The sequence below is a fragment of the Streptomyces sp. SID8374 genome (assembly GCF_009865135.1).
Taxonomy (GTDB): domain Bacteria; phylum Actinomycetota; class Actinomycetes; order Streptomycetales; family Streptomycetaceae; genus Streptomyces.
The window spans coordinates 1,659,609-1,673,758 of record NZ_WWGH01000001.1; the positions used below are offsets into that span (position 1 = coordinate 1,659,609).

General features: G+C 72.0%; 10 protein-coding genes. 9 read left to right on the forward strand and 1 reads right to left on the reverse strand.

Going from position 1 to position 14,150, the window contains the following annotated elements; all coding sequences use genetic code 11:
• Positions 1-130: 130 nt before the first annotated feature.
• The 7 genes from GTY67_RS07465 (at position 131) to GTY67_RS07495 (ending at position 10,777) form a co-directional block, all read left to right on the forward strand.
• A complete protein-coding gene (locus tag GTY67_RS07465) occupies positions 131-1,690 on the forward strand; it encodes a leucyl aminopeptidase (protein WP_161278155.1) in 1,560 nt (519 codons plus the stop codon).
• Positions 1,691-2,021: 331 nt separating this feature from the next.
• Entirely contained in the window at positions 2,022-3,410 is a 1,389-nt protein-coding gene (gene lpdA, locus GTY67_RS07470) for a dihydrolipoyl dehydrogenase (protein WP_161278156.1), read from the forward strand.
• Positions 3,411-3,472: 62 nt separating this feature from the next.
• Entirely contained in the window at positions 3,473-5,314 is a 1,842-nt protein-coding gene (gene sucB, locus GTY67_RS07475; protein ID WP_161278157.1) for a 2-oxoglutarate dehydrogenase, E2 component, dihydrolipoamide succinyltransferase, read from the forward strand.
• Positions 5,315-5,462: 148 nt separating this feature from the next.
• Positions 5,463-6,086, forward strand: a complete 624-nt coding sequence (locus tag GTY67_RS07480) for a GntR family transcriptional regulator (protein ID WP_015608089.1) — start codon at positions 5,463-5,465, stop codon at positions 6,084-6,086.
• A gap of 257 nt (positions 6,087-6,343) precedes the next feature.
• The gene (gene aceE, locus GTY67_RS07485) at positions 6,344-9,016 is read left to right on the forward strand and encodes a pyruvate dehydrogenase (acetyl-transferring), homodimeric type (RefSeq protein ID WP_161278158.1); all 2,673 of its coding nucleotides are present in this window, start codon (positions 6,344-6,346) and stop codon (positions 9,014-9,016) included.
• Positions 9,017-9,203: 187 nt separating this feature from the next.
• A complete protein-coding gene (locus tag GTY67_RS07490) occupies positions 9,204-10,193 on the forward strand; it encodes a WYL domain-containing protein (RefSeq protein WP_161278159.1) in 990 nt (329 codons plus the stop codon).
• Between the two features lie 62 nt (positions 10,194-10,255).
• Positions 10,256-10,777 (forward strand): DUF4240 domain-containing protein, encoded by a 522-nt coding sequence (locus tag GTY67_RS07495; protein WP_161278160.1) that lies wholly within the window; start codon positions 10,256-10,258, stop codon positions 10,775-10,777.
• A gap of 15 nt (positions 10,778-10,792) precedes the next feature.
• Here GTY67_RS07495 and GTY67_RS07500 read toward each other — a convergent pair whose 3' ends face one another.
• Complete coding sequence (locus GTY67_RS07500; RefSeq protein WP_161278161.1) at positions 10,793-11,362, reverse strand: GNAT family N-acetyltransferase; 570 nt, start codon at positions 11,360-11,362, stop codon at positions 10,793-10,795.
• Positions 11,363-11,458: 96 nt separating this feature from the next.
• Between GTY67_RS07500 and GTY67_RS07505 the strand changes: the two genes are divergently transcribed.
• Entirely contained in the window at positions 11,459-12,358 is a 900-nt protein-coding gene (locus GTY67_RS07505; protein ID WP_093686099.1) for a TIGR01777 family oxidoreductase, read from the forward strand.
• Between the two features lie 206 nt (positions 12,359-12,564).
• Positions 12,565-14,031: an FAD-dependent oxidoreductase gene (locus GTY67_RS07510; protein WP_161278162.1), complete on the forward strand. Its 1,467-nt coding sequence runs from the start codon at positions 12,565-12,567 to the stop codon at positions 14,029-14,031.
• Positions 14,032-14,150 lie beyond the last annotated feature (119 nt).

Genomic DNA, 14,150 nt, shown 5'->3' on the forward strand with positions numbered 1-14,150 from the left:
CCGTAACCCCCGGCGAACCGCGCGCGTAGGCTCGTTCCCGGTGCGTTGCGGAGGCGTCTACGATGCGCCGGGCACGGTCGGCCCACCCCTCGACCGAACTCGAACTCAACGGAAGCGAGATTTCACCACCGTGACTGCTCTCACTCTCAGCACTGCCGGTGCCGCGACGCTGCGCGCCGACGCACTCGTCGTCGGCGTCGCGAAGGGCGCTGCGTCCAAGTCGGGGAACCTGGTCCTCGCGCCCGGCGCCGAGGCCGTGGACAAGGCGTTCGACGGAAAGCTCGCCACCGTTCTCGCGACCCTGGGGGCCGTGGGTGCCGAGGGCGAACTGACCAAGCTGCCCGCGCCGTCCGGCCTCAAGGTCCCGGTCGTCATCGCGGTCGGCCTCGGTCCGGTCCCGGACAAGGAGGACGCGTACGACGCGGAGGCGCTGCGCCGCGCGGCCGGTACCGCCGCCCGTGCGCTGTCCGGCTTCAAGAAGGCCGGCTTCGCGCTGCCCGCCGGCTCCGTCGAGGACGCCGCGGCCGTCGCCGAGGGCGCCCTGCTCGGCGCCTACGCCTTCACCGCCTACCAGGGCGGCGAGAACAAGCTCGCCCCCAAGGACGCCAAGGCCAAGGACAGCGGCCCCAAGCTCCCGCTCGCCGAGATCACCCTGGTCGGCGCCAAGCCGCGCGACAAGGCGTACAAGGCGGCCGTCGAGCGCGCCCTCGCGCTGGCCGAGGAGATCAACCGCGCCCGCGACCTGATCAACACCCCGCCCAACGACCTCTACCCCGAGTCCTTCGCCGCCGTGGCCACCGCCGCGGGCAAGGAGCACGGCATCAAGGTCCAGGTCCTGGACGAGAAGGCCCTCGTCAAGGGCGGCTTCGGCGGCATCCTCGGTGTCGGCCAGGGCTCCGCCAACGGCCCGCGCCTGGTGAAGCTCGCCTACACCCACCCGAAGGCGGAGAAGACCCTGGCCCTCGTCGGCAAGGGCATCACCTACGACTCGGGCGGCATCTCGCTCAAGCCGGCCGGCCACAACGAGACGATGAAGTGCGACATGAGCGGCGCCGCCGCCGTGTTCGCCGCCGTCGTCGCGGCCGCCCGCCTCGGCCTGAAGGTCAACGTCACCGGCTGGCTGGCGCTCGCCGAGAACATGCCCTCCGGCAACGCCACCCGCCCCGGTGACGTGCTGCGCATGTACAGCGGCAAGACCGTCGAGGTCCTCAACACCGACGCCGAGGGCCGGCTCGTCCTGGGCGACGCGCTCACCCGCGCCTCGGAGGAGAAGCCCGACGCGATCGTCGACGTGGCGACCCTGACCGGCGCGATGGTGCTGGCGCTGGGCAACCGCACCTTCGGGATCATGGCCAACGACGACGCCTTCCGTACGTCGATCCACGAGATCGCCGAGGAGGTCGGCGAGGCCTCCTGGCCGATGCCGCTCCCCGCCGACCTGCGCAAGGGCATGGACTCCCCCACCGCCGACATCGCCAACATGGGCGAGCGCATGGGCGGCGGCCTGGTGGCCGGCCTCTTCCTCAAGGAGTTCGTGGGCGAAGGCATCGCCTGGGCCCACCTGGACATCGCGGGCCCGGCCTTCCACGAGGGCGCTCCCTACGGCTACACGCCCAAGGGCGGCACCGGCTCCGCCGTCCGCACCCTGGTGCGCCTCGCCGAGCGCACCGCCGACGGCGACCTGGGCTGAGTGACCGATCCGTACGGCCCCGGGCATAGGTCCGGGGCCGTACGTGTTGTCCGGGCGGAACCGGTAAGGAGGAGACCGGGTTTCGCTCTCGACGAACACCGGCCGAATCCGTAGGTATCTACGCAGCAGTAACCCTCCGGAACGGACGATCATCCGTCCCGGACCCGGGCCCCGCGTCCCGCCCACCGTCGACAAGTGCGAAGATGGGTTCTCGGCAGGACAGGGCCCCCACCACAGGGCCGAAGACAAAGCGGCCGAACACCAGCCGACCGGCCGGTCACACCCCAGCGACGGGGCCCGGCGTACGGCGCACATGCATGGAGGACGTGACGTGGCGAACGACGCCAGCACCGTTTTCGACCTAGTGATCCTCGGCGGTGGCAGTGGCGGGTACGCCGCGGCCCTGCGCGGAGCGCAGCTGGGCCTGGACGTCGCCCTGATCGAGAAGGGCAAGGTCGGCGGCACCTGCCTGCACAACGGCTGCATCCCCACGAAGGCGCTGCTGCACGCGGGCGAGATCGCGGACCAGGCCCGTGAGTCGGCCCAGTTCGGCGTGAAGGCGACCTTCGAGGGCATCGACATGGAGGCCGTCAACAAGTTCAAGGACGAGGTGATCTCGGGCCTGTACAAGGGTCTCCAGGGTCTCATCGCCTCGCGCAAGGTCCACTACATCGAGGGTGAGGGCAAGCTCTCCTCCCCCACCTCCGTCGACGTGAACGGCCAGCGCATCCAGGGCCGCCACGTGCTGCTGGCGACCGGCTCCGTGCCGAAGTCGCTGCCGGGCCTGGAGATCGACGGCAACCGGATCATCTCCTCGGACCACGCGCTGAAGATGGACCGCGTCCCGAAGTCGGCGATCGTGCTGGGCGGCGGCGTCATCGGCGTCGAGTTCGCCTCGGCGTGGAAGTCCTTCGGCACCGAGATCACCATCGTCGAGGGCCTGAAGCACCTCGTCCCGGTCGAGGACGAGAACAGCTCGAAGCTTCTTGAGCGCGCGTTCCGCAAGCGCGGCATCAAGTTCAACCTCGGTACGTTCTTCGAGAAGGCCGAGTACACGCAGGACGGCGTCCGCGTCACCCTCGCCGACGGCAAGACCTTCGAGGCGGAGCTGCTGCTCGTCGCGATCGGCCGCGGCCCGGTCTCGCAGGGCCTGGGCTACGAGGAGGCCGGGGTCGCGATGGACCGCGGCTATGTCCTGGTCGACGAGTACATGCAGACCAACGTGCCGACGATCTCGGCCGTGGGCGACCTCGTCCCGACCCTCCAGCTCGCCCACGTCGGCTTCGCCGAGGGCATCCTGGTGGCGGAGCGTCTCGCCGGTCTCAAGACCGTCCCGATCGACTACGACGGCGTGCCGAAGGTGACGTACTGCCACCCCGAGGTCGCCTCCGTGGGTATCACCGAGGCCAAGGCCAAGGAGATCTACGGCGCGGACAAGGTCGTCGCCCTCAAGTACAACCTCGCGGGCAACGGCAAGAGCAAGATCCTGAAGACCGCGGGCGAGATCAAGCTCGTCCAGGTCAAGGACGGTGCCGTGGTCGGCGTCCACATGGTGGGCGACCGCATGGGCGAGCAGGTCGGCGAAGCCCAGCTGATCTACAACTGGGAGGCGCTGCCGTCCGAGGTCGCCCAGCTCATCCACGCCCACCCGACGCAGAACGAGGCGATGGGCGAGGCTCACCTGGCGCTGGCCGGCAAGCCCCTCCACTCGCACGACTGATCCCCCGGTCCCGGGCGCGACGACCGACCACTTCCGCATTTTCGTAAGGAGCAACTGAAACCATGTCGGTTTCCGTAACCCTTCCGGCGCTCGGCGAGAGCGTCACCGAGGGCACTGTCACCCGTTGGCTGAAGGCCGAGGGCGAGCGCGTCGAGGCCGACGAGCCGTTGCTCGAGGTCTCGACCGACAAGGTCGACACCGAGATCCCGGCCCCCGCGTCCGGCGTTCTGTCGTCCATCAAGGTCGCCGAGGACGAGACCGTCGAGGTCGGCGCCGAGCTGGCCGTCATCGACGACGGCTCCGGCGCACCGGCCGAGGCCGAGGCTCCGGCCCAGGCCGAGTCCACCGAGCCGGCCGCCACCCCGGCCCCGGCCGCCGAAGAGGCACCCACCGCCCCGTCGACCGAGACCGAGGCTCCGGCCGAGGCCCCGACCGCCGAGGCCGCCACCGGCGGTTCGTCCGCCGAGGGCACCGACGTCACCCTCCCGGCGCTCGGCGAGAGCGTCACCGAGGGCACCGTCACCCGCTGGCTGAAGGAGGTCGGCGAGGAGGTCGCGGAGGACGAGCCCCTGCTCGAGGTCTCCACGGACAAGGTCGACACCGAGATCCCCGCCCCGGTCGCCGGTGTGCTGCTGGAGATCGTGGTCGGCGAGGACGAGACCGCCGAGGTCGGCGCCAAGCTCGCCGTCATCGGTGCTCCGGGCGCCGCCCCGAAGCAGGAGGCCCCGAAGGCCGAGGCGCCCAAGGCGGAGGCCCCGAAGCAGGAGGCTCCCCAGCAGGAGGCTCCGAAGGCCGAGGCCCCCAAGGCCGAGGCGCCGAAGCAGGAGGCCCCCGCGGCTCCCGCCCCGGCACCGGCCGCCCCGGCTCCGGCGGCTCCGGCCCCGGCGGCTCCGGCCCCGGCGCAGCCCGCCCCCGCCGCCCCGGCACCGGCCGCCGCCCCGGCCGCCGCGCCCACCGGTGACGACGGCGCGTACGTCACGCCGCTGGTCCGCAAGCTCGCGTCCGAGAACAACGTGGACCTGAGCTCGGTCAAGGGCACCGGCGTCGGTGGCCGTATCCGCAAGCAGGACGTCGTCGCCGCCGCGGAGGCCGCCAAGGCCGCCGCCGCTGCCCCGGCACCCGCCGCGACTGCCGGAGGCCATGCCGCCGCCAAGGCCGCGCCGAAGCTGGAGGCCTCCCCGCTGCGCGGTCAGACGGTCAAGATGACCCGCATGCGCAAGGTCATCGGCGACAACATGATGAAGGCGCTGCACTCGCAGGCCCAGCTGACCTCGGTCGTCGAGGTCGACATCACCAAGCTGATGAAGCTGCGCAACCAGGCGAAGGCCGCGTTCGCCGCCCGTGAGGGCGTCAAGCTGTCCCCGATGCCGTTCTTCGTGAAGGCGGCGGCCCAGGCGCTGAAGGCCCACCCGGTCATCAACGCCCGGATCAACGAGGACGAGGGCACCATCACGTACTTCGACTCGGAGAACATCGGCATCGCCGTGGACGCCGAGAAGGGTCTGATGACCCCGGTCATCAAGGGTGCGGGCGACCTGAACATCGCCGGCATCTCCAAGAAGACCGCCGAGCTGGCCGGCAAGGCCCGCGGTGGCGGCCTGACCCCGGACGACATGTCCGGTGCCACCTTCACCATCAGCAACACCGGTTCGCGCGGTGCGCTGTTCGACACCGTCATCGTGCCGCCGAACCAGGCAGCCATCCTGGGCATCGGCGCCACGGTCCGCCGCCCGGTGGTCATCGACCACCCGGACCTCGGCGAGACCATCGCGGTGCGCGACATGACGTACCTCGCGCTCTCCTACGACCACCGCCTGGTGGACGGCGCGGACGCCGCCCGTTACCTGACGTCGGTCAAGGCGATCCTGGAGGCCGGTGAGTTCGAGGTCGAGCTCGGCCTCTGAACGCTCCGGCTGTAACCAGCCTCACCAGCGGCGCCCCCGTCCGGAACTCTTCCGGGCGGGGGCGCCGCCGTATTGTCTAAACACCACGGGCAGCGACCGCCACCGTGATGATGTAGGCACCACCGGTCTGCCCCCGAAGGAGCACCTCATGACCCCGCCCGTCGTCCACTCGCTGCGCGAACAGATCCGCGAGCACATCGTGGAGGGGATCGTCAGCGGGCGCTGGAAGCCGGGCGAGCGGATCGTGGAGCGCCGGATCGCCACGGAGCTGGAGGTCAGCCAGACGCCCGTACGGGAGGCGCTGCGCGAGCTGGAGACCCTGCGGCTGATCGAGTCGGCCCCCAACAAGGGCGTGCGGGTCCGCAATCTGACGGCCGCCGACCTGGAGGAGAGCTACCCGGTACGGGCCGGTCTGGAGCAGATCGCCGCCGAGCTGGCGGCCCCGCTGCTCGGCCAGGACTGCTCGGCGCTGGCCCCGCACGTGGCGGCGCTGTACGAGGCGGACCGGCTGGCCGACGGCGAGGCGCAGGTGCGGCACACGGTGGGCTTCCACCGGGAGATGGTCCGGGCCGCCGGGAACGCGGTGCTGCTGCACACCTGGGAGGGGCTCGGCATCGAGGTGTTCACGGCCCTCTCCATCCGCTGGCTGGGCACGGTCCAGAAGTCGTACGCGGAGGAGCACCAGGCGCTCATCGACGCGTTCCTCGCCGGGGACCCGCAGATCGGCGCCTTGGTGAAGGCACATGTGCTGGGCTGCGCGCCACGGGCCTGAGCCACTGGATCATTTGGCGTGCGGCCTGCTCGTCCGTGCAGGTCAGCACCCCTTTTGCGCGCTTTTTCGCGTCACTCCGTGCCCCGTTTCGAGGCACCGCATGCCACTTTTCTTCGTATCGAGAAGTTTTGCCTTCAATCCTTTGATCGATCATCGATCAGCGCCTTACAGTTCACTTCGCGGGCCCACCGGCCCCATCGCCCTGTCCTGCCAGCCAGGGCCTTCTCCACCCCCCTCCTCTCCGGAAGGCGGCGATCATGACCGACCCCGTAGGAAAGCTTCCGAGCGAGCTCGACCAGCTCCCGGACCGTGACCCCGAGGAGACCGCCGAATGGGCGGCCTCCCTGGACGCCGTCACCAAGGCCGCCGGCCCGCACCGCGCCGCGTACCTGATGCGCCGCTCGCTCCAGCACGCCGAGGGTGCCGGTCTCGCGCTGCCCAAGCTGCTGGAGACCGATTACGTCAACTCCATCCCGACCGCCGCCGAGCCCGCGTTCGACGGCGACCTGGAGATGGAGTCGAGGATCACCGCGTGGAACCGCTGGAACGCGGCCGCGATGGTGACCCGTGGCGCCCGGTACGGGGTGGGCGGCCACATCGCCACCTTCGCCTCGGCGGCCTGGCTCTACGAGACCGGCTTCAACCACTTCTTCCGCGGCAAGGAGGGGGACGGCTCCGGCGACCAGCTCTACATCCAGGGCCACGCCTCCCCCGGCATCTACGCCCGCGCCTTCCTCGACGGCCGCCTCAGCGAACAGCAGCTGGACAACTTCCGCCAGGAGTCCGGTGGCGAGGGCCTGCCCTCCTACCCGCACCCGCGGCGGCTGCCCTGGCTGTGGGAGTTCCCCACCGTGTCGATGGGCCTCGGCCCGCTCTCGGCGATCTACCAGGCGCGCTTCAACCGCTATCTGACCAACCGCTCCATCAAGGACACCGCCAACTCGCACGTCTGGGCCTTCCTGGGCGACGGCGAGATGGACGAGCCCGAGTCGACCGCGGCCCTCGCGCTGGCGGCCCGGGAGCAGCTGGACAACCTGACCTTCGTCATCAACTGCAACCTCCAGCGCCTCGACGGTCCGGTCCGCGCCAACTTCCGCGTGGTCCAGGAGCTGGAGGCGCAGTTCCGCGGGGCCGGCTGGAACGTCGTCAAGACGCTCTGGGGCAACGCCTGGGACGAGCTGTTCCAGCTGGACACCACGGGCGCGCTGCTGCGCCGCCTGCGGGAGGTCCCGGACGCGCAGTTCCAGACGTACGCCACCCGTGACGTCGCCTACATCCGCGAGCACTTCTTCGGCGCCGAGCCCGCCCTCGTGGAGCTGGCGAAGCTGCTCACCGACGCGAAGATCGCCGAGTGTTTCTACACCTCGCGCGGCGGCCACGAGGCCCGCAAAGTGTACGCGGCGTACAAGGCGGCCGTGGAGCACAAGGGCGCGCCGACCGTGATCCTGGCCCAGACGGTCAAGGGCTACACGCTCGGCAAGGGCTTCGAGTCCAAGAACGCCAACCACCAGATGAAGAAGCTGTCGATCGACGAGTTCAAGGGCATGCGCGAGCTGCTCGGCCTCCCGATCCCCGACAGCGCCTTCGAGGACGGCCTGGTCCCCTACGGCCACCCGGGCGCCGACTCCCCCGAGGTCCGCTACCTCCAGGAGCGCCGCGCCGCGCTCGGCGGTCCCGCCCCGGCCCGCCGGATGCACGCCTCCGCTCCGCTGCCGCAGCCCGAGGAGCGCGCGTTCAAGGCCCTCTACAAGGGGTCCGGCAAGCAGGAGATGGCCACCACCATGGCCTTCGTCCGCCTGGTGAAGGACCTGATGCGGGACAAGGAGACCGGCAAACGCTGGGTCCCGATCGTCCCGGACGAGGCCCGCACCTTCGGTATGGAGTCCCTCTTCCCCTCGGCCGGCATCTACTCGCCGCTGGGCCAGACGTACGAGCCGGTCGACCGCGACCAGCTGATGTACTACAAGGAGGCCAAGGACGGCCAGATCCTCAACGAGGGGATCACCGAGGCTGGGGCCATGGCCGACTTCATCGCCGCCGCCACGTCGTACGCGACGCACGGCGAGACGATGATCCCGTTCTACATCTTCTACTCGATGTTCGGCTGGCAGCGGACCGGCGACCAGATGTGGCAGCTCGCCGACCAGCTCGGCAAGGGCTTCATCGTCGGCGCCACGGCCGGTCGTACGACCCTGACGGGTGAGGGCCTCCAGCACGCGGACGGCCACTCGCACCTGATCGCGGCCACCAACCCGGCCTCGCTCAACTACGACCCGGCGTTCGCGTACGAGGTCGCGGTGATCGTCAAGGACGGTCTGCGCCGGATGTACGGCCCCGAGGCCGAGAACGTCTTCTACTACCTGACGGTCTACAACGAGCCGAAGCCCCAGCCCACGATGCCCGAGGGCGTCGAGGAGGGCATCGTCAAGGGCCTGTACCGCTTCAAGGAGGGCACGCCCGCCAAGGCGGACGCGCCGCGCCTCCAGCTGCTGGCCTCCGGCACGGCGATCCACTGGGCCCTGGAGGCCCAGGAGCTGCTGGCCGCCGACTGGGGTGTCACGGCCGACGTCTGGTCGGCCACCTCGTGGGGCGAGCTGCGCCGCGACGCGCTGGAGGCCGACGAGGCGCTCCTCCGCGGTGAGGTGCAGGTGCCGTACGTGACCCAGGCGCTCTCCGGTGCGCCGGGCCCGGTGCTCGCGGTCAGCGACTGGATGCGCCAGGTGCCGGACCAGATCAGCCAGTGGGTGGAGCAGGACTGGTCCTCGCTCGGCACGGACGGCTTCGGCCTCTCCGACACCCGCGAGGCGGCCCGCCGCCACTTCGGGGTCGACACCCAGTCGATCGTGGTGGCGTCGCTGGCCCAGCTCGCCAAGCGCGGCGAGGTCCCGGCCTCGGCGGTCAAGGAGGCCCGGGAGCGGTACGGCCTCTGATCCACCACCCTGACCTGACCCCCGGCCGCCGGGGCAGACGCGTCCGACAACGCGCCCGCCTCGGCGACCGGGGGTTTCGGCGTGTGGGGTCAGGGGTTCGGCGCAGGCGGCGGCCGGGGGCTGGGCCCGGGCGGCCGGGGGCTCGGTCCAGGCGGCCGGGGGTTTTCGCTGCCGCCACAATGGGCGCATGCGTGCTGCCCGGCTGATCAAGATGGTGCTGCTGCTCCAGTCCCGCCCCGCCATGACCGCCGCAGAGCTGGCGGCCGAGCTGGAGGTGTCGGAGCGTACGGTCACCCGCGACGCGCAGGCGCTCTCCGAGGCGGGCGTCCCGGTGTACGCGGAACGCGGCCGGGCGGGCGGCTACCGGCTCATCGGCGGCTACCGCACCCGGCTGACCGGCCTCGCCCGGAACGAGGCGGAGGCCCTCTTCCTCTCCGGGCTGCCCTCGGCGCTGCGCGAGATGGGCCTGGAGGACGCGGCGTCGGCGGCCCGGCTCAAGGTCTCGGCCGCACTGCTGCCCTCCGTACGCGACGCCTCCGCCTCCGCCGCCCAGCGCTTCCACCTGGACGCCCCGTCCTGGTACCACGAGCCGGAGCCCCCGGACCTCCTGCCCGCCGTCGCCGACGCCGTCTGGGACGACCGCCTGCTCCGGGCCCGCTACCGCAGAGGCGGAGGCCGCGAGCACGGACGCGAGGGTACGGAGGTGGCGCGGGAGCTCGCTCCGTACGGCCTCGTCCTCAAGGCCGGGGTCTGGTACCTCTGCGCCAGGGCGGGGGACGACTTCCGGGTCTACCGGATCGACCGGTTCACCTCCGTGGAGCCGTGCGACGAGCGCTTCGACCGGGACGAGAGCTTCGACCTGCCCGCGTTCTGGGAGGAGCGGGCCGCCGAGTTCGCCCGGTCCCTCCTCCGTACCGAGGTGACCGTACGGGTGTCCGAGAGCGGTGCCCGGCAGCTCGCGCACGCGGGCGACCGGGCGGCCGCCGCCACGGCCCTCTCCGAGGCCCCTCCGGCCGGTCCGGACGGGTGGCGCACGGTCGTCCTGCCCGTGGAGTCACTGGACGTGGCATACAGCCAGCTCCTTTCGCTGGGTCCCGAGTTGGAGGTCGTGGCACCGGAGGAGTTGCGGAGCCGGTTCGCCGAGACGGTCGAACGCCTGAGTGATCTATATCGCTGAAAGGCTTCTTTTCGCCGTCTGGGCGTGCGGGGGGTCCCGGCAGGCTGGATGCTGGACCCGTGATGGACGAGACGGAATTCTGGGAGATCATCGACAGCAGCCGCGAGGGAGCCGAGGGCGACCCCGAGGAGCAGGCCGACCTGCTCGTGGAACGGCTGGTACAACTCGACCCCGATTCCGTGCTGGACTTCGCCCGGCACTTCGAGGCCCGCTACAACCGCGCCTACCGCTGGGACCTGTGGGGCGCGGCCGCCGTGCTGCTCGGCGGGGCGAGCGACGACGCCTTCGACTACTTCCGGTGCTGGCTGATCGGCCAGGGCCGGGAGGTCTTCGAGGGCGCGCTGCACGACCCGGACGACCTGGCGGAGCTGCTGGAGGAGTTCGACGAGGAGATCGACGGGGACGGTGAGGAGCTGGGCTACGCGGCCGACGAGGCGTACGAGCAGCTCACGGGCGTGGTCGCACCCGACCTGGGCCTGCCGCCGCAGCCCACCGAGCCGCCGGGCTCCCCGGTCGACTTCGAGGACGACGAGGCGCTGGCGGCCCGCTACCCGGAGCTCTGGGACCGCTTCGCCCCCCGCTGAGCGGGCCGACGCGGATCAGGGCGCCAGCGAGCGGCCCATCAGCACATCGTCGACATAGCGCCCGTGCAGGAAGAACTCCCCGCTCAGCACCCCTTCCACGGCGAACCCCTCGGAGGCGTAGAGCGCCCGGGCGGGGGTGTTGTGCCCGAGCACCCGCAGCGTGATCCGGTTGGCCCCCTGCCGCCGCGCCTCGGCGCACGCGGCCCGCAGCAGGGTCCGCCCGACCCCGGCCCCGCGCGCCCAGGCCGCCACGGCGAGGCCCTGTATCTGGCGCACATGGGCGTTGCAGGCGAGGGGCGTGGGCGGGACCAGGCGTATGTACCCGGCGATGCGCGTCGCACCGGCCTCGGCCGCAGCCCCGGAACCGGATCCGGGCTCGGCCTCGCCCTCCGTCGCGGCCTCGGCCACCAAGAGGTCCTCGGGACGGTGGCGCTCGTCGAAGAACGGGTCGTACGGGGGCCGGGGCTGCGGGACGACCGCGTGCAGCGTCGACCAGGTGGACCGGTCCAGTGCCCCGAGGGCTTCCTCGTCGGCCGGCAGGGCGGGGCGGACGGAGACGGAGTGGAGGGTGGTGGTTGCGGACATGACGTCACTGTCCCATGCCGGGTTCTTCGCACTCCATGGTGTTTTCCCCCGTATCCACTGCCGTGTTTCCCCCAGTCCGTGGGGCAGGATGGCACCATGCCGACCTCCCGTATCGCCGTCACTGGATCGTCCGGACTCATCGGAGCGGCGCTCGTGCGCTCGCTGCGTGCCGACGGGCACGAGGTGGCCCGCCTGGTGCGGCGGCCCGCCAGGTCCGGGGACGAGGTCGCGTGGGACCCCAAGCGGGGTTACGTGGACGTGGCCGGGCTCGTGGGCTGCGACGCGGTCGTCCACCTCGCCGGGGCCGGGGTCGGCGACCACCGCTGGACCGACGAGTACAAGCGGGAGATCCGCGACAGCCGGGTGCTGGGCACAGCCGCGATCGCCGAGGCCGTCGCCTCACTCGACACCCCGCCGAAGGTGCTGCTCTCCGGCTCGGCCATCGGCTTCTACGGCGATACGGGCGACCGTGCCGTGGACGAGAGCGCGCCGCCCGGGGCCGGCTTCCTGCCCTCCGTCTGCGAGGAGTGGGAGGCCGCGACGGCCGCCGCCGAGGAGCGGGGCATCCGCACGGTGCACGCCCGCACCGGGCTGGTGGTGGCCCGTGAGGGCGGGGCGTGGGGGCGGCTGTTCCCCCTGTTCAAGGCGGGGCTCGGCGGTCGGATGGGCAACGGCCGCCAGTATTGGAGCTTCATCGCCCTGCACGACCATGTCGCCGCCCTGCGCCACATCCTGGACACCGAGTCGCTGACCGGCCCGGTGAACCTGACCGGCCCCGACCCGGTGACCAACGCCGAGGTGACCGCCGCGATGGGCCGGGTGCTGCGCCGCCCGACCCTCTTCACCGCCCCCGCGCCCGCCCTGCGGGTCGCGCTCGGGGAGTTCGCCGGGGATGTGCTGGGCAGCCAGCGGGTGATCCCCGGCCGGCTGCTGGACTCCGGCTTCTCGTTCGCGTTCCCCGGCATCGACGCGGCGATCCGCGCGGCCCTGCGCTGAGCGTGACGCGGGGAGACGCGCGGCCCCGAGCCGAGCCGCACCCCGACACGGCGGCCCCGTGTGCGACCCCGTGCCCCGGTGCTCCCGGCCACGCGCGTCTGACCCACTATCAGCCATCCTCCTAACCTCGATGCGAACTCCGGCATTCCGGGGACCTGTTGGGGGCAAGAGCCCCCCACCAGTCGCACCGACTCGGGGAGGGGCTTGTGCGCAGCACGGCACACCATGCGGACGTGATCATCATCGGGGCCGGGATCGCCGGCCTCTCAGCGGCCCATCTGCTGACCGGCGCCGGAGTCGGCGTCAGTGTTCTGGAGGCGGCCTCCACCGTGGGCGGCCGGCTGGCCACCCATGAGGTGGACGGCTTCCGTCTCGACCAGCTCGGCCCCCTGCTCTGCACCTCCTGGCCGGAGCTGACCGCCATCCCGGGGCTCGGCGCCCCGGAGCTGCGGGAGTTCGCGCCCGGGGTGCTGGTGCACAGCGAGGGCCGCCGCCACCGGACCGCCGACATACGGAGCGCGAGGGGCGCACTCAGAGCCGTACGCACCCGGTCGAGCGCCCCCCAGGGCTCGCCGGGCGGATACGAGGACCACCTGCGCGTCGTCTCCCGGGGCAGCCTCGGCGCCAAAGGCACAGGCTTCAAGGGGACCGGGCTCATAGGCACAGGACTCAAAGGGACCGGCCTCATAGGCACAGGACTCAGGACCTCCGGCCTCAGGAGCAGCGCCACCGTCTCCGAGGCGATCGACCGGGCCCGGCTCGGCGCGGCGCTCTCCCGGCTGGCCGCCACCCCGACGGCCCGGCTCCTGGCCCGCCCCGAGCGGACGGCGCTCGCCGCGTTGAGGGCGGGCCAGATGCCCGCCCGTACGGTGGACGGCGTCCTTCGTCCGCTGCTCTCCGCGCTGCTCGGCGACCCCGGCCTCACCACGTCCAGCCGGTGCGCGGATCTGGTCCTGCGGGACTACGCGCGGGGCGGGCTCTGCGTCCCGGCGGGCGGTTCGGGGACGCTGCCGGATCTGCTGGCGGCCGCGCTGCCGCCGGGCACGGTACGGACCGGGGTGCATGTCACGGCCGCCGACATCACCACCGTACGCACCAAGGAACATGGCGAACTGGGGTGCCGCTCCCTGCTGTTGGCCACCGGTGCGGGGGCGGCGGCCGAGCTGCTGCCCGGGCTGCGGGTGCCCGCCTTCCGCCCGGTGACGGTCCTTCACCACACCGCGCCCGCGCCGCCGCCGACCGGCAGGTCGCTGGTGCTGGACGGTGACCGGTCGGGGCCGGTGGCGTACACGGCGGTGATGAGCGAGGTCGACCCCTCGCGCGCGCCGGAGGGCCGGACGCTGATCACGTCGACGGTGCTCGGGACGCCGCCGCCGGACCTGGACCGTTCCGTACGGACGCATCTGGCGTCGCTGTACGGGACCCCGACGGACGGCTGGGAGCTGCTGGCCGCCCACCACGACCCGGAGGCGGTGCCCGCGATGGAGGCCCCGCACGACCCGCGCCGGCCGGTGCGGGTGCTGGCCGGGCTGTACGTGTGCGGCGACCACCGCGACACCAGCTCGGTCCAGGGGGCGCTGCACTCGGGGCGCCGGGCGGCCGAGGCGATCCTGACGGACCTGGGGGTGGCTCCGGCGCACCTGGGGGGCGTGGGGCTGCCGGAAGCGGCGTAGCAACGCACGGGCGTACGCGGGCTCGCCTTCCGGCCTCTCCGGCTTCCGGCAGCCCCGGCTTCCGGGTTCCGGCCTTCCGGCTTCCGGGTTCCGGCCTTCCGCCTTCCCGGCCAGCCGGA

What these genes read in the sequence shown, in the direction of transcription:
- GTY67_RS07505 (WP_093686099.1), top strand. Translation starts at nt 11,459, where the DNA reads ATGCCGACCTCCCGTATCGCCGTCACTGGATCGTCCGGACTCATCGGA.
- GTY67_RS07495 (WP_161278160.1), top strand. Translation starts at nt 10,256, where the DNA reads ATGGACGAGACGGAATTCTGGGAGATCATCGACAGCAGCCGCGAGGGA.
- GTY67_RS07480 (WP_015608089.1), top strand. Translation starts at nt 5,463, where the DNA reads ATGACCCCGCCCGTCGTCCACTCGCTGCGCGAACAGATCCGCGAGCAC.
- sucB (WP_161278157.1), top strand. Translation starts at nt 3,473, where the DNA reads ATGTCGGTTTCCGTAACCCTTCCGGCGCTCGGCGAGAGCGTCACCGAG.
- GTY67_RS07490 (WP_161278159.1), top strand. Translation starts at nt 9,204, where the DNA reads ATGCGTGCTGCCCGGCTGATCAAGATGGTGCTGCTGCTCCAGTCCCGC.
- aceE (WP_161278158.1), top strand. Translation starts at nt 6,344, where the DNA reads ATGACCGACCCCGTAGGAAAGCTTCCGAGCGAGCTCGACCAGCTCCCG.
- GTY67_RS07500 (WP_161278161.1), bottom strand. Translation starts at nt 11,362, where the DNA reads ATGTCCGCAACCACCACCCTCCACTCCGTCTCCGTCCGCCCCGCCCTG.